Source organism: Ensifer adhaerens (genome assembly GCF_028993555.1).
Lineage (GTDB): Bacteria > Pseudomonadota > Alphaproteobacteria > Rhizobiales > Rhizobiaceae > Ensifer > Ensifer adhaerens_I.
In genome coordinates, this window is record NZ_CP118611.1 from 318819 (window position 1) to 343311 (window position 24493).

A 24493-nucleotide genomic window follows, 5' to 3' on the forward strand; every position below is an offset into this window, starting at 1 on the left:
TTATCACTTGATCAGCTTTGTCGATGGTGTTACCTCTTGTGTCAGCTCAGGGAGAGAGCATGGGAGGTTCCCGGCCGTCGTTCCGGTCGGAGCCAAGTCTGATTTTCAAAGCATGAGGACTGACACCATCCGCGTGTCAGAACGATAGGCTATGGCAAAAGCAGCACGAAAATACCTCGACGCGGCCGATCGCGAACAGCAGATCCTCGAATTTGCGATCGATTTCGTCGCCCAGCGAGGACTACGGTTCACGACGCGAGAGTTGGCTGACGCGCTGGGCGTTTCGCAGCCGTTGCTCTACCGCTATTTCAAGAACCGCGACGACCTGCTCCAGAAGATCTACGACGAAGTCTACCTGAAGCGTTGGGATCCGGGCTGGAACGAACTGCTCGCCGATCGATCGCTGTCGATCCGCGAACGCCTTGTCCGTTACCTCAGGGCCTATACGGCTGCGATCCTCGATGAGCGCTGGATCCGGATCTTCATCGCATCGGCGCTGGAAGACCCGCAGATCACCCAGAAATATCTCGGCCTGCTGCACGAAACGACCTTTCCGCTGATCTTCGCCGAAATCGCGGCTGAAGCAGGTGTCGAGGTTCCGAAAGGCCCGAAGGCAGACGAACTGGTGCTTGAAATCGTCTGGGGTTTTCACTCCAGCTTCTTCTACATGGGCGTGCGAAAATACGTTTACCGCAACAACATCCCGGATGATCTCGATCCGATTATCCGAGCGCGTGTCGAAGTGTTTGTCACTGGCCTTGCGGCGAGCATGGGTCATCTCGGACAGTTCCTGCCCGAGTTGGAGGTGGCCCGATGAACAGCATCCAGGACCTCCGCGTCTTCTCGGAAATCGTCAAGTCGAACAGCTTTTCTCTCGCCGCCTCGAAGCTCGGCCTGTCGCCGGCAACGATGAGCGGACGGCTGAAGGCGCTTGAATGTCACTTCGGGGTGGCTCTCCTGAAGCGCACCACGCGTTCCTTGTGCCTGACGGAGGAGGGACGCTATCTCTTCGAAACGTCGCAGACCATCCTTGAGGATTTCGAGCGGCTCGACAAGACGATGCGTGCGCGCAAGAAAAATCCGAACGGAACGGTGACGATCGCAGCACCCACGGAATTCGGGCGGAAGTATCTGATCCCCTTGACCAGCGAGTTCGGCGCCGCGCATCCGGAAATCGGCTTCCGTCTCATCCTGGGTGAAGACGACGTCAATCTGGTCGACGACGATTGCGATATCGTCATTCGCTTCGGTGCCGTGCCCGACAGCGCAATGACCACCCGTAAGCTCGGTGAGAACCCGATGGTCATCTGTGCGGCTCCCGACTACCTGGTGCGTGTGGGGGCGCTGGAACTACCTTCCGACCTCGTCGCGCATAACTGTCTCGTCTATCTCGACGGTAAGACCGCTGCTGACAAATGGGGTTTTGCCGTCGATGGCGAACCGACGCTCGTCCGCGTCAGCGGCAACCGCATCGTCTCCGACAGGCAGGCGCTGATCGACCTTGCCAAGGCCGGCCAAGGGCTCATTCGCGTGTCGTCCTGGGATGTCGCGCGCGAACTGGAAGAGGGAACGCTGGTCGCGGTCCTCAGGGACTTCGACTGCGACCCCGAAATCATCCATCTCTTGTCTGAACCGAGACACCGCCTGCCTCTGCGGACGGCCGAGTTCATCGATTTTCTCCTGCAGCGCGTGAAGCGCCTGAGCCGCAGCGCGGAGCTCTGCAGGACCGAGTACCCAAGGCTGCGCGGCGCCGCCTGAGCGCATTTCACATCGCCCTTATTTCCGACGGTGCGTCTTTCCCGACCACCGAACGACGACGCATGGAGATTTTTTGAAATGGACTATGGTCTTGCCGGCAAGCAGGTGTTGATAACGGGTGGCGCCACGGGCATTGGGCGCGCCATCGCCTCGCTCTTTCTCGCGGAGGGAGCGGATGTCACGGTCAGCGGCATCAGCGCCGCCGAGGTCGAAGAAGCCCTCGCCGTTCTTGGCAAGCGTTGCCGTGGGATCGCCGGGGATCTGACGGTCGCGGGTGAGGCCGAGAGGCTTTATGCCTTTGCTTCGTCCCATCGCCCTGTCGATATTCTGATCAACAGCATCGGCATCTTCGAAGTCCGCGATTTCTTCGAGACGACGGACGAGCACTGGTTTCGCTACTTCGATGTGAACGTCATGACCGGCGTGCGCATGTCGCGGCTGGTCCTGAAGGACATGCTGGCGCGCGGCGAAGGCAGTGTCGTCTTCATCAGCAGCGAAAGCGCCGTCAAGCCGCAGCCCTGGATGGCGCATTACGGCGCCATGAAGACTTGCCTGCTCGGTCTGTCGCGCGCGCTTGCCGAGCTGACGAAGGGCACCCGGGTCAGGGTCAACACCATCCTGCCGGGCCCGACCAACACCGAAGCGGTGCGCCGCTACCACCAGGAAATCGCCGATGAGAAGGGCACGACCCGCGACACCGTCGTCTCCGATTACTTCGACGAAACCGAGCCGACGTCGCTCATCAGGCGGATGATCGAGCCGGACGAAGTGGCGCGCAGCGTCGTGCATCTGGCGGCAAGCCCGCACCTCAACGGCATGGCGATGCGTGCGGAAGGCGGCACCATCCGGGCCATTCTCTGAGCCTTCTTCAGCGGCGCTGAAGAGTGAATTCAGGGCAACGTCCTCAATCGCCGGCGCCAATCGGTTTATCAATAAAATCAGCAGGTTTCGGGAGGTGCAGGTGAACAGATTTGATCTTGGCGGCAAGCGTGCCTTCGTCACCGGCGCCGGAAGTGGCCTGGGACAGGCGATTGCAATTGCGCTTGCCGAAGCGGGGGCCGATGTCGCCTGCTTCGACCTGCCGGGTGCCGTCGGTCAGGACGAGACGCTTGACGCGATCTCTTCCGCCGGCCGGGTAGCACTGGCTCTTGACGGCGACGTCACCGAGCGCAGCTCGATTGAAGCCGCGTTCGACCGCGCCGAGCGGGAGTTGGGCGAGATCGATATCGCCGTCAACAGCGCCGGCATCGCCAACGTCAGTGCCGCCGAGACGATGCCGCAGTCGCAGTTTTTGCGGATGATGGACATCAACCTCAACGGGCTCTTCTGGTCCTGTCAGGTCGAGGGCCGTCGCATGCTCGAGCGTGGCCGCGGCTCCATCCTCAACATGGCATCGATCTGTGGTTCGACCGCCATCGCTGGCCTTGAGCAGGCGCACTACGACGCGACGAAGGCGGCGGTGATCCGCCTGACGAAGAGCCTTGCGGCCGAATGGGCCGAGCGGGGCGTGCGCGTCAACTGCCTGAGCCCGGGCTTCATGGCAACGCCCATGAACAGCCGGCCGGAAGTGGCCGAGAACGTCCGCAAGTTCGCCGAGATGACGCCGATGAAACGCATGGGGCAGCCACACGAAGTGGGCGGGCCGGCGGTTTTCCTCGCGAGCGAGGCGGCGAGTTACTGCACCGGTGTCGATCTCAACATCGACGGCGGCTTTCTATCAATCTGACGACAGAGTGGGAGGAGAAATCATGTCGACAGTTCTGAAATTCACCAGCGCCGCGATCATCGCCTTGTTGGCCGCGTCACCGGCGCTCGCCAAGCCCGTGAAGATCGGCTGGGTGCAGGGCAACGCCGCCTTCCAGGCGGAACAGCGCACCCAGGACGGTTTCAAGAAGTACCTGACGGAGAACAATATCGATGATTGGGAAGTGACCTATCTCGACTCTGCGGGATCTGCAGAGAAAGTCGCCAACAACATCGAGGATGCCGTCAACCGCGGGGTCGACGTCATCTACGTGACCTACGCGGACTTGCGCGCGTCCAGCAACGCGCTCAAGGGCGCGGAATCGGCGCACATTCCGGTCTACACCGTCGACTCCGGCTGGATCCCCGGCTCGACCGCAGACATCACCACCAACAACTGGCAGATGTCCGCCGAAGTATCGTTGAGCCTGATCAGCCAGATGAAGGGCAAGGGCAACCTCATCATCATCACCACCGACAAGATCAAGCCGGTGCGCGAGCGCACCGACACGCTGCGGGCGATCCTGAAGGAGTATCCCGACATCAAGGTCATCGGCGAATACAATTTCGACGTCGCCAACTTCTATCAGGAAACGCTGAACGCCGTGCAGGACTTCGCCACGCGCTATGGCGAAGAGATCAACGCCGTCTGGACGCCCTGGGACGAGCCGGCACAAGCGGCGATCACCGCGCTCCAGGGCGCCGGGCTGAACGTGCCGGTCTCGGGCATGGACGGACACCCGGAAGCGATCAAGGCGATCTGCGAGCCGAACTCGATGTTTGTTGCGACCGGACGGCAGCAGTTCGAGGAGTGGGGCGTGAACCTTGCGACCTACGCCAAGCGGGTGATGCTGGACGGTGACCATCCGAAGGAAGTCACCAACGGCAAGGACATCGTCTACTACGGTGCCACGCTCTTCACCAAGGACAACTGCAAGTGAACCGGCCGGGCGGGCGGTGCTGCCGCCCGTCCATTTCGGAGGTGCGACATGTCGATTGTTCTTGAGAACATCACCAAGCAATGGCCGGGCACGCTCGCGCTCGATGGCGTATCCATCGAGATCGTCGAGGGTCGCGTGCATGGCATCGTCGGCGAGAACGGCGCCGGCAAGACGACGCTCGTCAGTATCTTGAGCGGTGCCGTCCAGCCGACGGCCGGCACGCTCAGCATGGCGGGCCAGCCGGTCGCTTTCGAAAACCCGGCGGCGGCCGTGGCAAACGGCGTTTCGCTCGTATCACAGGAGGGCAGCCTCGTTCCGCATCTGACCGGGGCGGAGAACATCTGTCTCGGCTTCGAGCCGGTGAAGAGCCGGTTCTTCATCAACCGACGCGAGGTTCAGCGGCAGGCGGAAGAGCTGGCGAAACAGTGGTTTCCGGAAACGGCAATCGCGCTCAACCGCAAGGTCGACGAGCTTCCCTATGCCGACCAGAAGGTCATCGAAATCCTTCGCGCCTTGCACTCGCGCCCAAAGGTTCTGATCCTTGACGAGCCGACGGCGACGCTGCCGGCCAAGGAAAAGCAGAGCCTCTGGACGCTGATCCGCCAATTGTCCGATGCCGGCATGGCGGTCGTCCTCATCAGTCACTTCCTGCAGGAGGTCATCGATCTTTGCGACGAGATCACCGTGCTGCAGGACGGCCGCAAGGTGAGCCACCTTTCCAATGCCGGGCACGAGGTCACCGAGCGTCAGTTGATCGACCTCATGCTCAATCGCGGTCAGGCCGGCAATCAGCATCGTCTGCTCGATGGCACATTGACGGAGCGCACACTCGCGGCCGACGCGGAGATCGTCGTCGATATCGAGGGCTGGCAAGGCGAGCGTTTCCATGTGAACGGCCTTGAAGTTCGCAGTGGCGAGATCGTCGGTCTGATCGGCCTGACCGGTTCGGGGCATTTCGAATTCGCCCAGTCGCTGTTCGAGCCGCGCCTGGCGACGGCCGGTCGATACCGGTTCAAGAGCAAGGACGTCGGGCGGGCCAGCGTGCGGGACATGAAACGCTGTGGTGCTGCGCTTATCCCGGATCACCGGATGATCAATGCGATGATCGGCGACTGGACGGTGCGGGAAAACATGTCGATGGCCGGCATTCAGGAGACGAGCCTCAAGCCTTTCGGAATTGTTCAGAACGGCCGCGAGCGCGCCGAGACGCACCGCCTGATCAAGCGGCTGAACATCAAGACGTCGAGTGCGGAGACCAAGATCGTCGAGCTCAGTGGCGGCAACAAGCAGAAGGTCTCCGTCGCCAAATGGCAGTTCGCTTCCGAGGGCAAATACAAGCTCTTTGTCTTTCTCGAACCGACCGAAGGCGTGGACGTCGGCGCAAAGCGCGAGATCCACGACCTCATCGTCGCGCTCGCCGAACGCGGCGCGGCTGTCATCGTGGCGTCGAGCGATCTCCTTGAAATCGCCCATGTGGCCGACCGGGTCGTGGCGTTCAGGAATGGCCGGGACGCCGACCAGATTGCCCGGCGCGACTTCAGCGAGGCCGTCTTCATCAATGCAATTGCGGGGGTAACCCAATGACCATGACAACGACTATTGCCCAGGAGAAAGCGTCCCACCCGATGCGCATTGGCACACTCATCCAGAAATACAGCACGCTTGCCGTTCTGATCATCCTTTTCCTGGCTTTCGCAATCGGCACGGATCGGTTTTTCACCGGCACCAATCTCGTCAACATCCTCCAGCAGATCTCGATGCTGACCATCGTTGCCGTCGGTCTGACCTTTGGGTTCGCCGCCAAGGAGATGGATCTTTCCGTCGGCTATGTCGTTGGTCTCGCCGGCTTGCTGGCGCCCCTCTTGATGGTGGCCGGTGTGCCGATCCCCTTGTCGATCGTCGGCGCGCTCGTTGCTGGCCTTGCCGTCGGCCTCATCAATTCGGCGCTCGTCGTCGGCGTCGGTGTGCCGTCGCTGATCGCGACACTTGCGGCCGGTTCCATTCTTTGGGGCATCAATTTCATGATCTCCGGCGGTCGCGCGATCTATGGCGGCATTCCCGCAGACTATCTGGCTGTCGGCCAGGGCAAGGTCTTGGGCATCCTGCCCTATCCGGCGCTGATCATGCTGGTCATCGTTGGCAGTTCGTGGTTCGTCATGGAGCGCACGACCTTCGGCCGCTATCTCTATGCCGTCGGTGGCAACGCACGCGCCGCCGAGCTTTCGGGGATCAAGGTCCGTTCCTATCGGGTCTATGGGCTGGCGCTGAGTTCGCTCTTTGCAGCCATTTCCGGGATCATCCTTTCGGCCCGGCTCGGTTCTGGCCAGCCGAATGGGGGTGAAACCTATCTCCTGGATGGTCTGGCCGCGGTGTTCATCGGCATGACGATGCTTCGGCCCGGCACCGCCACCGTCATGGGCACGTTCTTCGGAGCGCTGCTGATCGGTATCATGAACAACGGTCTCAACCTCGTGGGCATGGACACCTACGTGCAGAGCATCGTCAAGGGCATCATCATCGTCATCGCCGTGTCGGTGGTCTCCCGTACGACAAAGCTGAAGCTCCTCTGACCAAACGGCCGAGGGGAGAATGCAGAAGAAGCCTTGACGCGCTCCTCGATTGCCGTGGCATCCTTGCCGCGGCCATCGGGAAGCATGTGGAGGAGACTGCAGCCATGAACCTGAACCTCAAAGACAAGGTCGTCATCGTCACCGGCGCAAGCTCCGGCATCGGGCTGGAAACGGCGAAGGCGTTTCTGGCAGAAGGTGCCCGCGTGCTGGGTGTCAGCCGTGACATGGCGCCTGTGAAAGACCTCGCAGCGGATGACCACTGGCGGGTGTGCCAAGTAGATCTTGGGGAAAAGGGGGCTGGGGAGGCCGCCGCAGACGCGGCACTCAAAGCCTTCGGCCGCATCGACGTGCTCTTCAACAATGCCGGCATCTGTCCGACGCGAGGCGGTTTTCTCGACGTTTCGGACGAGGACTGGGCGCAGACGTTCAATGTCAATCTGATCGGCTATGTCCGCATGGCGCGGGCTGTCTTGCCGACGATGCTCGCACAGAAGAAGGGCGTGCTTATCCATTGTGGTTCGGAGGCTGGGCGGATGCCGCACCCGCTGCTGCCGGATTACAGCACCTCCAAGGCGGCGATTGCCCTTTTGTCGAAGGCGCTTGCCCGGGAATTCACGCCCAAAGGCGTCCGCTCGAATGTGGTCGCGCCCGCCCACATACGCACAGAGCTCTGGGACCGCCCGGGCGGGTTCCTTCATGCGCTTGCGGAGCGCTACGGCACGACGATCGACGGCGCCGTGGATGCGTTTCTCGCCGAATCCAGACTGCCCGCGGGGCGGCTCGGAACCGCCCGCGACGTGGCCACGGCGGTCCTTTACTTGGCCTCGGATCTCTCCGAGTTCATCAGCGGCGACGTGATCAATATCGATGGCGGGGTCATACCCACCACATGACGGAGAAATCGGGATGATGCCGATGACGAACAGCAACGTCGGAATGTCGAAATCTTTTCGCGATGAGATCGCAAATGCGGACCCGCGGGTTGGACAAACCCTCGTGTCGGAGACTGAGTTCGTGCGTGTCTGGCACATCAACCTTGCACCCGGCGAACGCCTTGGCTTTCATCGGCACGAGCTGGATTATTGCTGGATTGCGCTAACGGCAGGCCGGTCCCTGTCCATGTTCGCGGACGGCAACACGGTCGTTACCGAGTATAACGCCGGCGACTGCAAAGTCTTCGCCTTTGCCGCGGACGAGACGATGGTTCACGATCTGACGAACATCGGCGCGACGCACCTGGCCTTCACCACGATCGAATTCAAGGGCTCGCTTGCGCGGGAGCACGATAAGCAGGTTTGAGGCGATCTGGTCCGAAGCAAGATCAGGAGCCAGATGTCTATCGTCGTATCACTTTGGCTTGCAAATACGCGGCCTTGAACGGGTCGAATGGATGCCAGACCCGCGGCTGGCTCCACTTACAACCCGCGCTCCCTATCCATTTTTCACGAAGAGCCTGCTCCTCGGTGCGGCGACGGACGCGCGCTCCACCAGGCGAACGCCAAGGTTGACCCGGCGCACATTGATTTCTGGATCGTTGATCCGTTCCAGCAACATTTGGATGCCGGCGCGGCCGAGCTCGGAACGGTCGATCCGCATCGTCGTCAGGGGCGGGCGGCTGTGTTGGGCGATCGCGATATCATCGACGCCGATGACCGAATAGTCGTCTGGAACAGAGTGGCCGCGCCCTTCAAGGGCCTGCATCACATTGATCGCGATCAGATCCGTGCTGCAAAAAAACGCTGTCGTGTCCGTGAAGCGGCCCTGCTGCAGCGCCTCCCGTATCGCCGGCGTCGTGTCGGGCTCCTGCAGGCCAAATGCTGCGAGATCGAAGAGGTGCCGGTTTTCGTCGAATCCGATGCCGGCTTCGTCCAGCGCGACGCGGAAGCCCTCGAGGCGGCGGCGAAGCGACAGGCGGTGGGGAATGGTCACGTGCACGATCTCGCGGTGACCGGCCGCAAGCAGCCGTTGTGCGGCAAGCCAACCGGCAGACCAGTTGTCGGGCAGCGCGCAGGAAAGCCGCATCGTGCGGTCCATGCCGTTGATGATGACGGCCGGGATACCGCTGTCGACGATCCGGTCGATCATGGCGGGATGGTCCATGCCGAGCAGGACGAGGGCGCCCGGTCGGATGTCGCGCAGGATGTCGGTGATTTCCCCGATTGCGATCTCCGCATCGAGGGAGACGAGCCTGACATCGATCCTCAGCGAACTTGTACTGGCCTCCGACAGGACGCCCTGGATGACGTCTTCGTAGAAGGCCGAACTCGCATAGAACTGTGCCGGCATCACCAGCACCGTGCTCTCGACGCCCGCGCGGATCAGCGAGCGGGCGGCCCGAACCTGGTAGCCCAGCCGCTCCGCGTGGTCGAGAATCTTGCGCCGGCTTTCGTCGCCGACGCCGCCGCGATTATTGAGCACCTTCGATACGGATGCGACCGAAACGCCCGCGGCGTCGGCGATATCCTTGAGTGTCGGGGCGTTCGATTCGTCATCCATATCGACGAGGGTCCTATCCGGCCGGAGTGGGCGAGATTGATCGCGGCTGCATGATCATGATCGTCCACTACCAGAAGAAGCGCGTGTGCCCAAGCGAGCGCATCAGTGCCTCCATGAAATAATAATCGCCATAGGGCAGCATGGCGTCGGAATAGCCGGCGCTGGCATGGGCCGCCCCATGGGCGAGCAGGCCTTCGGCCTTCGGGTCAACGGTCAGGTCGCAACTGTTGAGCAGGCCGCCGATCAGGCGATCGCCGAACGCATACCAGCGCGTGGCCTCCTCAGGTTCGCAAAGTCCGGCGAGGATGAAGACCCCGGCGGCCATGATGGCGCCGGCGGAGCTGTCGCGCGGTGCGGTCTTGGCGTCAGGCACGGAATAGTCCCAGACGGGAACGTCGTCGTCACCCATCAGCGCTTCCGCCTTCGCCGCCAAGCGCCGAGCAGCATCGAGGAAGGCCGGGTTCCCGGTCGTCGCTGCACATTGCGCATAGCCGTGGATCAGCCAGGCCTGGCCGCGCGACCAGCAGGAATCGTCCGCATAACCCTGGTGGGTCTCGCCGCGCAGCGGCTTGCCGCTCGCCGGGTCGAACAGAAACGTATGGAAGCTCGTATCGTCGGCGCGAACGAGGTGTTTCAGGGTTGTTGCGGCGTGGCCGTTGGCGGCTTCGGCAAAATCGTAGCGACCGGTCTCGCGATGCGCCCAATGCAACAGCGCGAGGTTTTGCATGGTATCGACGATGACGCGCCCATTGACGAATTCGGAGCGAATGCCGCCGTGGATCGAGCGGGCATTCCAGGCCTGAATGTATTGTCCGTCCGGCCGGTACCGCTCGAGCAGCCCGCCTGCTGCCTCAAGAGCGAGATCGCGTGCCTCCTGGTCGCCCGTCAGCAGCCATTCGGCCACGCAGCTCAGCGAAAACTGGAAGCCGAGATCGTGGTCTTGGGCATCGCGAAGGCGCAAGATGTCACGAAACACGGAACGGCGCGCGCGGGCGGCGTTCAGGAAGCGAGCGTCGCCGGTCAGTTGCAGCGCGAGCCAGAGTTGGCCGGCCTGAAAGCTCACGACCCAGTCATAAGGCCCGCAGAAGCTCCACGTCTGATCCGGCAGTCCGATCTTCGGATTGCGCAGCCCGATGATCGGCATGGTCTGGAGCAGCTTGGCAGTGCAGCGCTCCAGAGCCTGCTGGTGACGCTCGCGATTGGGGCGTTGGCCGACCATCTCGACCGCACTGAAATAGCTGTTTCGTTCTATGCGCATTGATAAGCCTCACGTTGGTTTCGTGAAGTTTTCGCATAGTTACGATAATTTCGTCAACTACGAAACTTTTTGTTGACGAGAAAAATTTCTGACGGTAGGTGTTGGATGCTCGGGAGGAGCCGGGCATGGTTGGAGAAAGTACAATGTCCACACTGGGGACAACGGAGAGGCCGGCTGCGGGTGGCCGATTCAAATTCGGAGACAGTCTAGCCGGTTACGGCTTTCTGGCTCCGTGGCTTGTCGGCTTCTTTCTGCTGACGCTCGGCCCCGCGATTGCCTCGTTCTATTTGTCCCTGACCGACTACAGCGGTCTCGGCGCCGCCAACTGGGTTGGTGCGGAAAACTATGTGCGCATCGCCACCGACGATCCGCGCTTCTGGACAGCAATGAACGTGACCTTCACCTTCGTGCTGCTGTCCGTTCCTCTGAAGCTCATCTTTGCGCTCGCCGTGGCAGTGGCGCTGAACAGGGGGCTTGAGGGCCTTTCGTTCTTCCGTGCGATCTTTTACCTGCCGTCGCTGGTCGGCGGCAGCGTTGCCGTGGCGGTGCTGTGGCGGCAGGTGTTTGCCGGCGACGGCCTGCTCAATCAGGCGCTCAACATGCTTTTCGGCTTCGAGGGGCCAAGCTGGATCTCTAACCCTTCGACGTCGCTCTACACGCTCGTTCTTCTGGCGGTATGGCAGTTCGGTTCGTCGATGATCATCTTCCTCGCCGGCCTCAGGCAGATCCCGCAGGACATGTACGAGGCGGCCAGCATCGATGGCGCGGGCAAGGCGCGGCAGTTCTTCAAGATCACCCTGCCATTGCTGACGCCGGTCATCTTCTTCAATGCCGTGATCCTGACGATCGATGCCTTCAAGGCCTTCACATCGGCCTTTGTCATCAGCGACGGAACCGGCGGTCCGATCGATTCCACGCTCTTCTACACGCTCTACCTCTACCAGGAGGCCTTCACCAACTTCCGCTTCGGCTATGCCTCGGCGCTGGCCTGGGTCCTGGTGCTCATCATCGCCTTCTTCACCGCCATGTCATTCCTGACGGCCAGGTACTGGGTACACTACGATGACTGATGCAACTCTTTCGACGACCACCATTGCACCCCGCGCCGACGCCGCCGAGCCCAGCGTGTCGCCGTGGAAGCGCGCTCTGCTTTACGCGCTGCTGGTCGCGGTCAGCTTCCTGATGCTCTACCCGCTGCTCTGGATGGTCGCGAGTTCCTTCAAGCCGGACAGCGAGATCTTCACCTCGACAGGGCTGATCCCGGCGGAGCCCACGGTCGATGCCTATCGTCGCGGCTGGGGTGGACTCAGCGTCAGCTTCGGGTGGATGTTCTTCAATTCGCTGGTGATTTCGCTGCTGGTGGTCGTCGGCAATCTCTTTTCCTGCTCGATGGCGGCCTATGCCTTCACGCGCCTGCGCTTCAAGGGACGCTCCTTCTGGTTCACGCTCATGCTCGGCACCTTGATGATGCCGCAACATGCCGTGCTGATCCCGCAATATGTCCTGTTTCTCAAGCTTGGCTGGGTGAACTCCATCCTGCCGCTGGTGGTGCCGAAGTTCCTGGCAATCGACGCCTTCTTCATCTTCCTGATGGTGCAGTTCTTCCGGGGTATCCCGCGCGAACTCGACGAGGCGGCGATCATGGACGGATGCGGGCCGCTGCGGATCTTCCTGAAGGTGATCCTGCCACTCTCCACGCCGGTGCTCGCGACGGCGGCGGTCTTCTCGTTCATCTGGACCTGGGACGATTTCTTCGCGCCGCTGATCTACCTGAACGACATCGAGAAATACACCGCACAGCTCGGCCTGCGCACCTTCGTGGACTCCACGGGGACATCCGATTGGGGTTCGCTTTTCGCCATGTCGACGCTGACGGTGCTTCCAATCTTCATACTCTTCATCCTGTTCCAGCGACTGCTGATCGAAGGCATCGCGACAACCGGCATGAAACGCTGACACACGGAAATTGAGAGATAGGGACGAAAACGATGACGACGCTGGCTTTGAACAAGGTCAAGAAGAGCTTTGGCAATCTCGACATCATCCGCGGCGTCGACCTGGCGATCGGTTCGGGAGAGTTCGTGGTGTTCGTCGGACCATCCGGCTGCGGCAAGTCGACCCTCTTGCGCATGATCGCGGGGCTGGAGCCGATCAGCGGCGGCGAACTTTCGATCGGCGGCGAGCGCATGAACGAAAAGGCGGCGAGCGAGCGCGGCATCGCCATGGTCTTCCAGTCCTATGCGCTCTACCCGCACATGAGCGTCTACAAGAACATGTCCTTCGGCCTCGAAACGGCAAAGATGCCGAAGCCGGAGATTGACAAGCGCGTGCGCAAGGCGGCCGACATCCTGCAGATCACCCATCTGCTCGACCGCAAGCCGAAGCAGCTATCGGGCGGCCAGCGGCAGCGCGTCGCGATCGGCCGGGCGATCGTGCGCGACCCCAAGATCTTCCTGTTCGACGAGCCGCTTTCCAACCTCGACGCGGAGCTGAGGGTCCAGACGCGCGTCGAGATCGCCAAGCTGCACAGGGACATCGGAGCGACGATGATCTACGTCACCCATGACCAGGTCGAGGCGATGACACTTGCCGACCGCATCGTCGTGTTGCGCGCCGGTGTGATCGAGCAGCACGGCACGCCGCTCGAGATCTACAACCGGCCCGCCAACCGGTTCGTCGCCGGCTTTATCGGCTCGCCAAAGATGAACTTCCTCGATGTCGCCGCTGGCGATGTCCGCGATGGTGGCGTTTCGGTCCACATTGCCGGCAGGCAAACGCTACTGCCGACCGAGGAGCGTGTTGCGGCCGGCTCAAAGGTGAGCCTCGGTCTGCGGCCCGAACACATTGGCATCGACGGGGCAGGCGGGCTCGAACTCGGCGCGCTGACGGTCGTGCATGTCGAGCATCTCGGCGGCCAGACCATCGTCTACGGCCGGCTGGTCGACGGGCAGTCGCTGACGGTCGCTCTCGATGGGCAACGCGCGATCAATGCCGGCGCCGCACTCACGGTGAGCATTGCCGCTGAAAACTGCCACCTGTTCGACGAGGCCGGCGATCGCATCGGCCGATAATCTCGAAACGGGATCTCAAAACACAATCCTGGAGGAGGAGAACATGATCAACAGACGCCATTTCTTGCGGAACGCCGCCCTGTTCGGGGCCGGCGCCACGATCGCGACGATGCCGGCATTCCGCGCCTTTGCGGAGGAATCCATGCGCCTCTACTGGTGGGGCACACCCAGTCGCGCCGAGCGCACGCTGGGTGCAGCCAAGCTGTTTGAAGCCGCGCACTCGGGCGTGAAGATCGTCGGCGAGGTGGGGGGCAGCGACTATTGGGCCAAGCTGACGACGATGATTGCCGGCGGCAATGCGCCTGATATCTTCCAGCTTGAGCCGAGCCGCTTTGCCGACTACAGCCGCCGGGCCACCAACCTGCCGCTCAGCGACTATCTCGGCAAGGTGATCCGCACCGAAAAGCTGGTGCCGGGCGTGCTTGATCTTGGAACTGTCGACGGCAAGGTCACGGGCATGCCGCTGTCGCTGAACGCCTTCGCGATGATCTACGACGCGGATGCGGTGGCGAAAGCCGGGCTCGCACCACCTTCGGCAAAAACCACCTGGGATGACTTTGCCAAGCTCTCTATCGACCTCACCAAGGCGATGGGCAAAAAGAACGTCTGGGCGGTCGGAAACGCGTCGCGCTACATCTTTGCCTTCGAGGCGTTTCTGCATCAGCGTGGCAAGAAGCTCTACACAGAGGCGGGAAAGCTCGGCTACGAGGCAAGCGACGCCGCTGATTGGTTCGGCTACTGGGAAAGCCTCACCAAGAACGGCGGCTGCGTGCCGGCCGAAATCCAGGCGCTCGACAAGGTTCTGGTCGACAGCAACCCGTTGGCGACCGGCAATGCGGTCATGGCCATTGCGTTTTCCAACCAGCTGCCGGCCTTCCAGAAGATCTCCAAGAGCACGCTCGACATCACCTCGCTGCCGGTCAGCACTGCCGGCGGTCCCTCCGGTCTCTTCTATCGACCTGGCCTGCATTGGTCGATCGCGAGCACCGCGAAGAACCCGGAACTTGCGGCGCAGTTCATCGATTTCTTCGTCAACGATCTGGAGGCCGGCAAGATCCTTCAGGTCGAGCGGGGCGTGCCCGTGAACACCGTTGTTCAGGCGGCCGTTCTCCCGTCGATTGACGCAACAGCGAAGAAGACCGTCGACTATGTCAACAGCATCGCAGACCGCGTTGGCACCTACCCACCGGCCGTACCGCTCGGTGCCGGTGAGCTTGACGAGCGTGTTTTCCGGCCACTCGCCGACAAGGTGGCGTTCGGCCAGTTGTCGCCGACCGATGCGGGTAGCGAGCTCATCTCGGCGGCCGACCGCATCCTCAAGGCCTGAGCATCGGCTCCGATTTGCCAAGCTGCGCGGGGGCACCTTTCCGCGCGGCGATGTCTGAACGAAAGCCTTTTTTATGACCGACATGATCTTCGCTGAAACCCTGTTCAAGCCCTGGGCAGGCAATCCGCTTAAAAGCCGCGCCGATGTGGAGGCCGCGCTCAGGGCGCTGGTCGAGCCGGTGGAAAAGTATCGGTCTCCGGGCGGCGCACGTATCCGCCTGGATGCCCATGCCGCGCATTTCGACCAGGAATCCGCCGACATGGAGGGCTATTCCCGACTGCTCTGGGGGCTGGCGCCGGCTCAGGTCGGCGGTGCGACATGGATCGACTGGGCGCCGATCGCCCGCGGCCTCGCCAATGGCTGCGATCCGGCCCATGCGGAATATTGGGGCGACTGCTTCGATCGCAGCCAGCGTCTGGTGGAGCTGGCGGCCATCGGCTTCGCACTGAGGCTCGTGCCGGGCAAACTCTGGGCGCCCCTGTCCGAGGCTCAGCGGCAAAATGTAGCTACCTATCTGCGGAAAGGTCATGCCTGCGAGTACAGCGACAACAACTGGAAGTTCTTCCGGCTGCTGGTCAGCATGGGGTTGCGCCATGTCGGCGTCGACTGCGACCGTCGGCTTGACGAACAGTACCGGCGCGAGCTTGACGGGTTCTACCTCGGCGACGGCTGGTATCACGATGGCGATACGCGCCGGGCCGATCACTACATTCCCTTTGCCTTCCACTTCTATGGTCTGATTCTGGCCGCCCTCGATGGTGCCGACTGGACGAACAGATATCGGGAGCGTGCCCGTTTGATCGCCGGCGACATGGCGAGATGGTTTGCCGATGACGGGCCGGCGCTCTGCTTCGGCCGCTCGATGACCTATCGCTTTGCCATCGCCGGTCTCTTCGGCGCCATGGCCCTCGTCGACGAAGACACGATCCCCTTCGCCGAGCAGAAGGGATATTTCCTGCGTAATCTGCGCTGGTGGGCAAGGCAGCCTTTTGCCGCGCGCGACGGCGTGATGCCCGTCGGCTATGCCTATCCCAACCTGATCATGTCGGAACCCTACAATTCCGCGCAGTCGCCCTATTGGGCGCTGAAGGCCTTCCTTCCGCTCATGCTGCCGGAGGATCATCCGTTCTGGGCGAGCGAGGAGGCTATCTGCCCCGAGCGACCGGCTGTCTCCGCCCAACGGCACATTGGCTTCCTGATCGCCAATCCGTCGGGGGATGCGATTGCGCTCTCCTGTGGTCAGCACACGAGCGCCGAGAACACCTTCATCCGTTTCGCGCCCGAGAAATACGCGAAGTTCGCCTATTCGGCGCGCTACGGCTTCAGCGTCGAGAACGACCTCTGGCGGTTCGACAATTCCGTGCTCGAATCGATGATTGGCTTCAGCGACGACGGCGTGCATTTCCGGGTGCGCGAAACCAACGAGGTGGCGCTCATCGCAGACAACGTTCTCTATGCGCGCTGGCGGCCCTTCGCCGATGTCACCGTGGAGAGCTGGCTCTACTGGGATGGCGATTTTCACGTCCGGCTCCACCGCATCGATACGCCGCGGCCGCTTTCCACCATCGAAGGTGGCTTTGCGATCGGACGCGAGGCAGGCGAAGTCCGTGAGCAAGACGTCGGCCGCGCCGTCGTCACCACTGGGACGGATCTGTCGGCGGTCCTCGACATCGGCTCGACCGTTGCGCGCCAGGGGCGGTGCCACATCGCGGCGCCGAACACCAATCTGGTTTCTGCAAAGACCGTGGTTCCTCAACTGCTCGGCACTGTTCCGGCCGGCGTCAGCAATCTGGCGGTGGCAGTTCTCGCGCAGGCCGGCCCGACAGAGGGCGAAAGGAAACTTGCCCACCTGCCCGCAGCGCCGGACGTCGAATCGCTCCAACGGCTGCTGTCCAAGCAGGGGACTTCCGTAACCCTGATGCGCGGCGTGCCGCTCTGACCTGAACCGATCCTCCGCAACGACAGAAAGACCCGCCATGACGATCCCCGATTTCTCGTCCCGCCACGTCATTGACCCGCTCGCTGCGGCCGCGATGGGGACGGACGAACTGCGCCACAATTTCCACATCGCCGGCCTGTTCGAGAGCGACCGTGTCAACCTCACCTACACCCACTATGACCGTATGGTGATCGGTGGTGCGATGCCGGTCGATACCGAACTGACGCTCGAAGCCATCAAGCCGATGGGTACGAAGACCTTTCTCGAGCGCCGCGAGATGATCGCCGTCAACATCGGCGGGCCGGGGCGCGTCGTCGTCTCCGGCAAGAGCCATGCTCTTGGCAAACGTGACATGATCTATGTCGGTATGGGGCAGGATGTGGTCCTCGTCTCGGACGATCGCGCCAACCCGGCGAAGTTCTATTTGCTGTCGGCGCCGGCGCATCGTGCGCTCCCGACGGCGCTCATGACAATAGCCGGCGCGAAGCGTCTCGATCTCGGCAGCCCCGAGACATCGAACGAGCGTTCGATCTTCCAGTTCACCAACAGCATCGAGACCTGCCAGCTGGTTGTCGGCATGACGGAACTGAAGAAAGGGTCGGTGTGGAACACCATGCCCGCCCACATCCATGACCGGCGCATGGAGGTGTATCTCTATTTCGATCTTCCGGAGCCGGCGCGGGTCTTTCATTTCCTCGGCGAGCCCTCCGAGACGCGCCATATCGTGATGGGCAACGAAGAGGCAGTGCTGTCGCCGGTGTGGTCGATCCATTCCGGCTGTGGCACCTCCAACTACGCCTTCATCTGGGCGATGGCTGGCGACAATATCGATTACACCGATGCTGACCCGGTGCCGATGGAGACGTTGCGATGAGCGACCTTTCCGCCTTCAGCCTGGAGGGAAAGCGCGTGCTGGTCACCGGCGCCAACACCGGGATTGGCCAAGGCATAGCGGTTTCGATCGGCAGGGCCGGCGGCGAAGTCGTCGCGGTCGGGCGCTCGTCCATGGCGGAGACGGTCGAAAGGGTCGCGGCAGTGGGCGGCAGGGCCGTGCCATTTGCATGCGATCTCGCCGATGGTGATGCGGTCAAGCGGTTGATCGATCGCGTCTGGCAGGATTGCGGCCCGCTCGATGGATTGGTCAACAACGCCGGGATAATTCGCCGGGCCACCGCTGTCGAACTCTCGGAGGCAGACTGGGACGAGGTGATCGACCTCAACCTGAAGGCCGCCTTTCTCCTGAGCCAGGCCTATGGCCGCAGACTTCTTGCCGAAAAGCGGGCCGGGCAGATCGTCAACATCGCCTCGTTGCTGTCGTTCCAGGGCGGCATTCGTGTCGCGTCCTACACCGCGTCAAAGCATGGGGTGCTCGGCATCACCCGCATCCTTGCCAACGAATGGGCAAGTCAGGGCATTAACGTCAACGCGATCGCACCCGGCTACATCGTCTCGAACAATACCGAGGCGCTGCGGGCGGACGTTGATCGCAGCGCCTCGATCCTTGACCGCATTCCGGCAGGCCGCTGGGGCACCCCGAACGATATCGGCGATGCTGCTGTTTTCCTGCTCGCGCCGGCGTCGAACTATATGCACGGCGCGGTCGTGCCGGTGGATGGCGGTTGGCTCGCACGGTGAGGAAAACTGGCCCAGCCGGTTTGAGCTGCCCGCGGCGCGGAAGGTTGCGAACGCCTCAGTGGCTCATTCAACGAGCAGAATACGCTTTGGGCGGTCCTGCAATTGGAGCGTTGCTCATCCGGTTTGCGGGTTTGCCTCACGCCCACGCCTCGTCAAAGCCTTCACCACGGTCTGAAGGAAGTCATCGACGAAGGTGAAGATCACCGGGATGACGACGAGGCTGAGAACGGTCGAGGTCATCAGGCCGCCTATGACGACGATCGCCATCGGTTGACGGAAGCTCGGATCGCCGCCGCTCAAACTCAAGGCGATCGGGAGCATGCCGCCGCCCATGGCGATCGTGGTCATGACGATGGGCCGGGCCCGCTTGTGGCAGGCATCGACGAGTGCATCGAAACGCGAGAGGCCCGCGCGCCGCGACATGATCGCGTACTCGACCAAAAGGATCGAGTTCTTCGTCACCACACCCATCAGCATCAGCAGCCCGATCACGGCGGGCATCGAGAAGCTGGTGCCCGTCAGCACCAGCGGAAGCAGGGCGCCGCCGAGCGACAGCGGAAGCGCCATCAGGATCGTCAGCGGTTGAAGGAAGTCGTGGAAGAGCAGGACGAGCACCGCATAAATGCAGAAGATACCGATCGCCATGGCGATGCCGAAGCTTTCGAAGAGTTCGGAGCTGCGCTGCAACTCTCCCTGTTCAACGAGTTTCACCCCGTCAGGGAGATTGCGAAGTGCGGGCAATGCCTGCGCCTCGCGATAGACGTCGCCGAGGATGCGCCCGTTGAGTTCGACCGAAAGCGTCACGTTGCGCGAGCGGTCGATGCGATTGATCTCGGATGGGCCGCCGCCGATACGGATGTCTGCGACAGAGCCTAGGTCGACGCTGCCTCTTGCACCTGTGACACGCAGGTTCGCGATATCGTCGAGCGTCGTGCGGTTGCTCGGATCGAAGCGAACGCGGATCGAGATCTGGCGTTGCGGCAGGTTGAGCTTGGCGAGCGCGGAAGAGTAGTCCCCGTTCGTCGCGACGCGAACCGCCTCGGAGATCGCCTCGGTCGTCACGCCGAGAGCCGCGGCGCGGTCGACATCGGGCACGATCTGGATTTCCGGCGCTTGTAGCGAAGCGCTTGAGGTCACGGCGCCGATGCCCTGAAGCGTGCGCAACTGTTCCTCGAGTGCGCCGGCTGCCTGATCGAGCGCGCCTGCGTCGTCGCTTGAAAGCGTGATCTCCAAGGTCGTACCGTTGCTGCCGGTGCCGACCTCGATCCTGGCGCCGGGCAGGACGGCGAGCGCCTGCCGGATATCGTTTTCGATCTCCGCTTGCTTGCGGTCGCGATCGCCGATCTTCTTGAGATCGACCACAAGCGTGGCGGTTGCCGTATCGCTCGTGGTGGAAGAATCGAACCCGCCCCCGGAGGATGCCGTTCCGACCGAGGAAAACACACGCGTCACGTCCGGCAGGTTTGCAACGATTTGCGCCGCCTGGCGCGTCAGTGCGTCGGTTCGCTCGATCGTGCTGCCCGGTTGCAGTGTAAGGGTCACCTGCGTCTGCGCGTCGTCGGATGCCGGCAGGAAGCCGGAGCTCAAGAGCGGGATCGTAGAGAGCGACAGGCCGAGAAAGACGCAGACGCCGAGCACGGTCAGCTTGCGATGGCTGAGGCATGCTTTGACGAGGGCCATATAGGCCCGCATGATCCGGCCATCTTTCTGGGCAACCGGATGCGCCTTCATGAGGTAGGCTGCCATCATCGGCGTCAGCAGGCGCGCGACCAGCAGGGAGGCAAGAACTGCGACGGCCGCGGTCACGCCGAACTGGCGGAAGATCAGGCCGGGAATCCCGCTCATGAAGGCAGTCGGCAAGAACACTGCAACGAGCGTGAAGGTCGTGGCGATGACGGCAAGGCCGATCTCGTCTGCTGCCTCCAGTGCCGCGTCCATGGGCGACTTCGACATCTGCAGATGGCGGGCGATGTTCTCGATCTCGACGATGGCGTCGTCGACGAGGATGCCGACGACGAGCGACAGCGCCAGCAAGGTGACGGTGTTCAGGCTGAAATCCGCCAGATACATCACGAGGAACGTCGGAATGACCGACAAGGGCAGGGCGATTGCCGACAGAAACGTTGCCCGCCAGTCGCGCAGGAACAGCCAGACCACCACGACTGCAAGGATGGCGCCTTCATAGAGCATGTGCATGGAGCCGTCGTAGTTTTCGATGATCGGCCCGACGGTGCTGTAGGCTTCGACGATCTCGATGTCGGGATTGGCGGTAGCGAAGGCTCGCATGGCGGTTTCGATATCGGCCGCGACGCCGGTATCGGAAAAGCCGTTCGATCGCTTGACCTGGACGGCGATCGCCGGCGCGCCGTCGAGATAGGCGATCGACGATCGGTCGGCAAAACTGTCGGTCACGGTGCCGATCTCGTCGAGCCGCACCAGTTCTCCGCTCGGCAGCGGAATGGCGAGCGCCTTCAAATCCTCGATGGACGAAACTGCGCCGAGTGTGCGAACAGCCTGCTTGCCGCCCCCGATTTCCGCCCGGCCGCCAGAGGTGTCCGACTGCACGGATTTCAGCTGCGCGGAAACGGATGCGGCGCTGAGGCCGAGCGAATTCATGACCTCAGGATCGAGATCGATGTGTACTTCGCGGTCGATCCCGCCGATCCGGCTGACTTCGCCGACACCCGACACCGCCAGAAGCGCCTTGGTCATGTCGTTGTCGACGAACCAGGAGAGCTCGGTTTCATTAAGTTGGGTCGAACGCACCGCATAGGTCAGGAGCGGTGAGCCCTGCACAGTGACTTTCGTCACGCCCGGCGTCTGCATCTCGGCGGGGAGGTCACCGTTGGCGCTGTCGACGGCATTGCGGACCTCGTTGAGGGCTTCTTCGCTGTCCTTTTCCAATTCGAAAGAGACGTTGATGGAAACCGCGCCATCCGTGATCGTCGTGGTGATGTGGTCGAGCAGGCTCAGCGAGGCGAGCTTGTCCTCGATCTTGCGCGCAACTTCCGTTTCGAGCTGTGCCGGTGCTGCGCCTTCGAGCGTGGCACTGATCTTGATCGTCGGCAGGTCCATATCCGGAAAATTCTGGACCGAGAGCCGATCGAAGGCGAGCAAGCCGCTCACGGTTAAGAGAATGAAAAGAAGGATGGCGGGAACCGGCTTGCGGATCGACCAGGAGGAGAAGTTCATCACGCCTCTCCCTCGACCCGAACGAGGGCCCTATCCGCAAGGAAGGCACCACCGGTCGTCACAACCTCGGCTGCGCGATCGAGACTTGAGAGGATCTCGACCTCTCCACCATTCCGGCGGCCGGTCTCGACACGGACGCGCGCGACGCGCCGGTCGGGTCCGACGGTGAAGACGTAGCTGATCCCATCGCGTTGCACGAGCGCCGCCTCCGGTACCGTCAATGCCGGCTTCGTCTCAAGCTCGATCTGGCCGGTGACGTAAAGACCGACCGGGGGATGCGTCTCCATCGCCAGCGCCACATAGACGAGCGCGCGGCCAGTATCGGTGCTGACCGTTGGCGAAACGAGGCGGACCGTTCCCTCGATACTCTCGCTTCCAGGACCAGAGATCATGGCGGCAAGGCCTTCCTGGATGCGAGGAAGCTGACGTGCGGAGACTTCGGCCTGCCACTCGACGCGCTGCTGGCGGATCAGCCTGAACAACTCGCTGCCGGAGGAAACGACGGCGCCTAGCTGGGCCGAGCGGGATGTGATGAGACCGTCGTCGGCGGCGACGATGGTCGTCTGGGCAAGCTTGATCTTCTGGCTTTCCAAAGAGGCCTCGGCAGATTCGACGGCTGCGACCGCCGTCTGTTCGGCGATCAGGTATTCGGTGATCTTCTCGTCCGAGAGCGCGCCGCTCGCCTGCACTTTCCGGGCGCGCTCGGCATTTGCCCTGGTCTTGGCAAGGTCAGCCTTCGCCGTTTCGAGTGCCGCCTCTTCCTTGCGCAATTCGGCGCGAACGCTTTCGTCGGCAAGACGCACGAGTGGCTGGCCCTTGGAGACGATCGATCCGACGTCGACGAGGACTTCGGTGATGCGAAGGCCGCCGATTTCCGCGGCGATAACCGCCTCGTGCCAGGGCTTCAGCCAGCCGCTGGCCGGCACCGTTTCGGGCCATTGGCGCATCGTGGGCTTGGCCACGGCGACGGTGAGGACTGCGGCCTCATTCTCCAATGCAAAGGCGCTTGGGGTCGGGGAAACAACGCCAGCGCAGAGGGCAAGCGCGAGGAGCAACGGGGCCGATCGCATCAGAGCATGTTTCCTTTTGATTGTTCCCGGAGAGGTTTTGGGACGGTTGCGTTTTGGTTCCAGCCGCCGCCCAGTGCCTTGTAGAGGGCGATCCAATAGCGAACGGAATCGCGGCGGATCTCGATCAGCGAGACCTCGGCCGACTGCGCCGACCGCCGCGCCTCCTCGCGGTCGAGCAGACTTGCTCCACCCGCCTTCCAGTTCGAGTCGATGGCGTTGAAATAGGTCCGATAGTTCTTCGCCGCGGTGGTGGCGTCGCCTATGCGCCGGCGCGCGCTGTCGGTGCGCACGAGCGCCGTCTCGACTTCGGCGACTGCGTCGAACACGCCGGTCTTGTAGGCCGCGACGGCGGAGTCATAGTCGGCGATGGCGCTGGCGACGCCAGCGCGGCGCGATCCGCCATCGAAGAGCGGGATCGAGAGCGCAGGGCCGAAGGACCAGGGAACGGAGCTTCCGGTCAGCGAGGAACTGCCGATCGTCAGTGCCCCTCCGAGACTGAGGCTCGGATAGAGGTCGGCTTTCGCAGCCCCGACTTCGGAAAGCGAGGCCGCGATCTCAAGCTCCAGCGCATTGATATCCGGACGTTGCCGCAAGGCATCGGCCGGCACAGCCGCCAGCTTGAGATCTTTCGGAGACGGGATGGCTGTCTTCCCCGTTCCCAGGAGGTCGCGGACGCGCGGTTCGTCGCCGCCCGAGAGCTGGGCAAGCGACTTGATGAGGACCTCACACTCGGCGCCCTGAGCCGTCAGCGTCGAGGACGAGGAGGCCGCACCGGCCCGCGCCAACGCCAGATCGGCGCTCGAGGTGAAGCCGGAGGTCGCTGCCGTTTCCATGGCGCGGATCGTCGCGCGTTGCGAGGCAAGCTCGGCGGCGTAGACCTTTTCAAGCTGTCGGCAGGCCCGGTACTGCACGTAGGTGTCCGCGACTTCGGCGGCGAGCGATACGCGAGCCTCGTGCCAATCGGCGACCTCCTTGCGAACCCGAAGCCCGGCCGCCTCGCTCTGCTGCCTCACCTTGCCGAACAGATCGATTTCCCAGGAGGCGTCGAGCCCACCGCTTGAAGTCGCCGCGCCTGCAACCTGATTGCGGCTGGTGCCGCCGGTGCCGGCGCCCGTGGACGAGGCTGAACCGTCAAGTCCCGGGAAAAGGCCCGCCCGCGTAGACGCCAGCGTCGCACGGCTCTTTTCGATATCCGCCGCGGCGGACTCAAGGCTTGGATTTTCGGTCTCTGCCGCCGCGATAAGCGCGGTCAGAGAGGGATCATTGAAACTCGACCACCACGACAGAAGGTCGACTGTCCGGCCGCTATGCGGAAAGGTCGCATGCCAGTGATCCGCGACTTTCACGGCGGGTGCCTTGAGATCGGCGAGGGTCGTGCAGCCTGAAACGACCAGGCAAACAGCAATGCTGCACGCGCCGGCAAATCTTCGATGGGCCGCCTTCATTGCTCTTCTTCATCCCGTTGCTCTTGCTCGGGATGTAGCCGATCGAAT

Annotated in this window: 21 protein-coding genes; 16 read left to right on the forward strand and 5 right to left on the reverse strand. The window is 62.5% G+C overall.

Annotation, left to right across the window (positions count from 1 at the left end):
* Positions 1–151 precede the first annotated feature (151 nt).
* The 9 genes from PWG15_RS21870 to PWG15_RS21910 all read left to right on the forward strand — a co-directional run bounded on the left by PWG15_RS21870 (position 152) and on the right by PWG15_RS21910 (position 8311).
* Positions 152–817 carry a TetR/AcrR family transcriptional regulator gene (locus PWG15_RS21870; RefSeq protein ID WP_275026086.1) on the forward strand — a complete coding sequence of 222 codons (666 nt, stop codon included), beginning with the start codon at positions 152–154 and terminating at the stop codon, positions 815–817.
* Entirely contained in the window at positions 814–1758 is a 945-nt protein-coding gene (locus PWG15_RS21875) for a LysR family transcriptional regulator (RefSeq protein WP_275026087.1), read from the forward strand. The genes PWG15_RS21870 and PWG15_RS21875 overlap by 4 nt, the downstream gene beginning before the upstream one ends.
* Before the next feature lie 78 nt (positions 1759–1836).
* Entirely contained in the window at positions 1837–2619 is a 783-nt protein-coding gene (locus PWG15_RS21880) for an SDR family NAD(P)-dependent oxidoreductase (protein ID WP_275026088.1), read from the forward strand.
* A 100-nt stretch (positions 2620–2719) separates the two neighbouring features.
* Positions 2720–3484 (forward strand): SDR family oxidoreductase, encoded by a 765-nt coding sequence (locus PWG15_RS21885; protein ID WP_275026089.1) that lies wholly within the window; start codon positions 2720–2722, stop codon positions 3482–3484.
* Positions 3485–3506: 22 nt separating this feature from the next.
* Complete coding sequence (locus PWG15_RS21890) at positions 3507–4442, forward strand: sugar ABC transporter substrate-binding protein (protein ID WP_275026090.1); 936 nt, start codon at positions 3507–3509, stop codon at positions 4440–4442.
* A gap of 48 nt (positions 4443–4490) precedes the next feature.
* Positions 4491–6026 carry a sugar ABC transporter ATP-binding protein gene (locus tag PWG15_RS21895; RefSeq protein WP_275026091.1) on the forward strand — a complete coding sequence of 512 codons (1536 nt, stop codon included), beginning with the start codon at positions 4491–4493 and terminating at the stop codon, positions 6024–6026.
* Entirely contained in the window at positions 6023–7012 is a 990-nt protein-coding gene (locus PWG15_RS21900) for an ABC transporter permease (protein ID WP_275026092.1), read from the forward strand. Before PWG15_RS21895 ends, PWG15_RS21900 begins: the two co-directional genes overlap by 4 nt.
* 104 nt (positions 7013–7116) lie before the next feature.
* Positions 7117–7905, forward strand: coding sequence for an SDR family NAD(P)-dependent oxidoreductase (locus PWG15_RS21905; RefSeq protein WP_275026093.1), 789 nt, complete (start codon positions 7117–7119; stop codon positions 7903–7905).
* A 13-nt stretch (positions 7906–7918) separates the two neighbouring features.
* Positions 7919–8311, forward strand: a complete 393-nt coding sequence (locus tag PWG15_RS21910) for a cupin domain-containing protein (RefSeq protein WP_275026094.1) — start codon at positions 7919–7921, stop codon at positions 8309–8311.
* A 132-nt stretch (positions 8312–8443) separates the two neighbouring features.
* Here PWG15_RS21910 and PWG15_RS21915 read toward each other — a convergent pair whose 3' ends face one another.
* Both PWG15_RS21915 and PWG15_RS21920 read right to left on the reverse strand, forming a co-directional pair.
* Complete coding sequence (locus tag PWG15_RS21915) at positions 8444–9508, reverse strand: LacI family DNA-binding transcriptional regulator (RefSeq protein WP_275026095.1); 1065 nt, start codon at positions 9506–9508, stop codon at positions 8444–8446.
* Between the two features lie 67 nt (positions 9509–9575).
* A complete protein-coding gene (locus PWG15_RS21920) occupies positions 9576–10766 on the reverse strand; it encodes a YyaL domain-containing protein (protein WP_275026096.1) in 1191 nt (396 codons plus the stop codon).
* 143 nt (positions 10767–10909) lie between these two features.
* Here PWG15_RS21920 and PWG15_RS21925 point away from each other — a divergent pair, with 143 nt between their 5' ends.
* The 7 genes from PWG15_RS21925 (at position 10910) to kduD (ending at position 18738) form a co-directional block, all read left to right on the forward strand.
* Positions 10910–11836 carry a carbohydrate ABC transporter permease gene (locus tag PWG15_RS21925; protein WP_275026097.1) on the forward strand — a complete coding sequence of 309 codons (927 nt, stop codon included), beginning with the start codon at positions 10910–10912 and terminating at the stop codon, positions 11834–11836.
* Entirely contained in the window at positions 11829–12722 is an 894-nt protein-coding gene (locus PWG15_RS21930; protein WP_425536801.1) for a carbohydrate ABC transporter permease, read from the forward strand. The genes PWG15_RS21925 and PWG15_RS21930 overlap by 8 nt, the downstream gene beginning before the upstream one ends.
* 32 nt (positions 12723–12754) lie before the next feature.
* Positions 12755–13837, forward strand: a complete 1083-nt coding sequence (locus PWG15_RS21935) for an ABC transporter ATP-binding protein (protein WP_275026098.1) — start codon at positions 12755–12757, stop codon at positions 13835–13837.
* Positions 13838–13880: 43 nt separating this feature from the next.
* Positions 13881–15164, forward strand: a complete 1284-nt coding sequence (locus tag PWG15_RS21940) for an ABC transporter substrate-binding protein (protein WP_275026099.1) — start codon at positions 13881–13883, stop codon at positions 15162–15164.
* Positions 15165–15246: 82 nt separating this feature from the next.
* On the forward strand, positions 15247–17103 hold the full coding sequence (locus PWG15_RS21945; protein WP_425536825.1) for a DUF2264 domain-containing protein: 1857 nt from the start codon (positions 15247–15249) through the stop codon (positions 17101–17103).
* Positions 17104–17140: 37 nt separating this feature from the next.
* Entirely contained in the window at positions 17141–17977 is an 837-nt protein-coding gene (gene kduI / locus PWG15_RS21950; protein WP_275026101.1) for a 5-dehydro-4-deoxy-D-glucuronate isomerase, read from the forward strand.
* Positions 17974–18738, forward strand: a complete 765-nt coding sequence (gene kduD / locus PWG15_RS21955; protein ID WP_275026102.1) for a 2-dehydro-3-deoxy-D-gluconate 5-dehydrogenase KduD — start codon at positions 17974–17976, stop codon at positions 18736–18738. The genes kduI and kduD overlap by 4 nt, the downstream gene beginning before the upstream one ends.
* Before the next feature lie 114 nt (positions 18739–18852).
* On the opposite strand, the gene PWG15_RS21960 is transcribed toward kduD, so the two are convergent.
* From PWG15_RS21960 to PWG15_RS21970, 3 genes are read right to left on the reverse strand one after another with little or no spacing between them, the layout of a single operon-like run.
* Complete coding sequence (locus PWG15_RS21960; RefSeq protein WP_275026104.1) at positions 18853–21930, reverse strand: efflux RND transporter permease subunit; 3078 nt, start codon at positions 21928–21930, stop codon at positions 18853–18855.
* Positions 21930–23000: an efflux RND transporter periplasmic adaptor subunit gene (locus PWG15_RS21965; RefSeq protein WP_275026105.1), complete on the reverse strand. Its 1071-nt coding sequence runs from the start codon at positions 22998–23000 to the stop codon at positions 21930–21932. The genes PWG15_RS21960 and PWG15_RS21965 overlap by 1 nt, the downstream gene beginning before the upstream one ends.
* Complete coding sequence (locus tag PWG15_RS21970; protein ID WP_275026106.1) at positions 23000–24445, reverse strand: efflux transporter outer membrane subunit; 1446 nt, start codon at positions 24443–24445, stop codon at positions 23000–23002. Before PWG15_RS21970 ends, PWG15_RS21965 begins: the two co-directional genes overlap by 1 nt.
* Between the last annotated feature and the right edge of the window lie 48 nt (positions 24446–24493).

Excerpts from the sequence above, each read along its gene's own strand:
- PWG15_RS21935 (WP_275026098.1), top strand. The coding sequence starts at position 12,755 with ATGACGACGCTGGCTTTGAACAAGGTCAAGAAGAGCTTTGGCAATCTC.
- PWG15_RS21965 (WP_275026105.1), bottom strand. The coding sequence starts at position 23,000 with ATGCGATCGGCCCCGTTGCTCCTCGCGCTTGCCCTCTGCGCTGGCGTT.
- PWG15_RS21880 (WP_275026088.1), top strand. The coding sequence starts at position 1,837 with ATGGACTATGGTCTTGCCGGCAAGCAGGTGTTGATAACGGGTGGCGCC.
- PWG15_RS21875 (WP_275026087.1), top strand. The coding sequence starts at position 814 with ATGAACAGCATCCAGGACCTCCGCGTCTTCTCGGAAATCGTCAAGTCG.
- PWG15_RS21960 (WP_275026104.1), bottom strand. The coding sequence starts at position 21,930 with ATGAACTTCTCCTCCTGGTCGATCCGCAAGCCGGTTCCCGCCATCCTT.
- PWG15_RS21900 (WP_275026092.1), top strand. The coding sequence starts at position 6,023 with ATGACCATGACAACGACTATTGCCCAGGAGAAAGCGTCCCACCCGATG.
- PWG15_RS21915 (WP_275026095.1), bottom strand. The coding sequence starts at position 9,508 with ATGGATGACGAATCGAACGCCCCGACACTCAAGGATATCGCCGACGCC.
- PWG15_RS21925 (WP_275026097.1), top strand. The coding sequence starts at position 10,910 with ATGTCCACACTGGGGACAACGGAGAGGCCGGCTGCGGGTGGCCGATTC.
- PWG15_RS21870 (WP_275026086.1), top strand. The coding sequence starts at position 152 with ATGGCAAAAGCAGCACGAAAATACCTCGACGCGGCCGATCGCGAACAG.
- PWG15_RS21970 (WP_275026106.1), bottom strand. The coding sequence starts at position 24,445 with ATGAAGGCGGCCCATCGAAGATTTGCCGGCGCGTGCAGCATTGCTGTT.
- kduI (WP_275026101.1), top strand. The coding sequence starts at position 17,141 with ATGACGATCCCCGATTTCTCGTCCCGCCACGTCATTGACCCGCTCGCT.
- PWG15_RS21890 (WP_275026090.1), top strand. The coding sequence starts at position 3,507 with ATGTCGACAGTTCTGAAATTCACCAGCGCCGCGATCATCGCCTTGTTG.
- PWG15_RS21930 (WP_425536801.1), top strand. The coding sequence starts at position 11,829 with ATGACTGATGCAACTCTTTCGACGACCACCATTGCACCCCGCGCCGAC.
- PWG15_RS21940 (WP_275026099.1), top strand. The coding sequence starts at position 13,881 with ATGATCAACAGACGCCATTTCTTGCGGAACGCCGCCCTGTTCGGGGCC.
- PWG15_RS21910 (WP_275026094.1), top strand. The coding sequence starts at position 7,919 with ATGATGCCGATGACGAACAGCAACGTCGGAATGTCGAAATCTTTTCGC.
- PWG15_RS21895 (WP_275026091.1), top strand. The coding sequence starts at position 4,491 with ATGTCGATTGTTCTTGAGAACATCACCAAGCAATGGCCGGGCACGCTC.
- PWG15_RS21905 (WP_275026093.1), top strand. The coding sequence starts at position 7,117 with ATGAACCTGAACCTCAAAGACAAGGTCGTCATCGTCACCGGCGCAAGC.
- PWG15_RS21920 (WP_275026096.1), bottom strand. The coding sequence starts at position 10,766 with ATGCGCATAGAACGAAACAGCTATTTCAGTGCGGTCGAGATGGTCGGC.
- kduD (WP_275026102.1), top strand. The coding sequence starts at position 17,974 with ATGAGCGACCTTTCCGCCTTCAGCCTGGAGGGAAAGCGCGTGCTGGTC.
- PWG15_RS21945 (WP_425536825.1), top strand. The coding sequence starts at position 15,247 with ATGATCTTCGCTGAAACCCTGTTCAAGCCCTGGGCAGGCAATCCGCTT.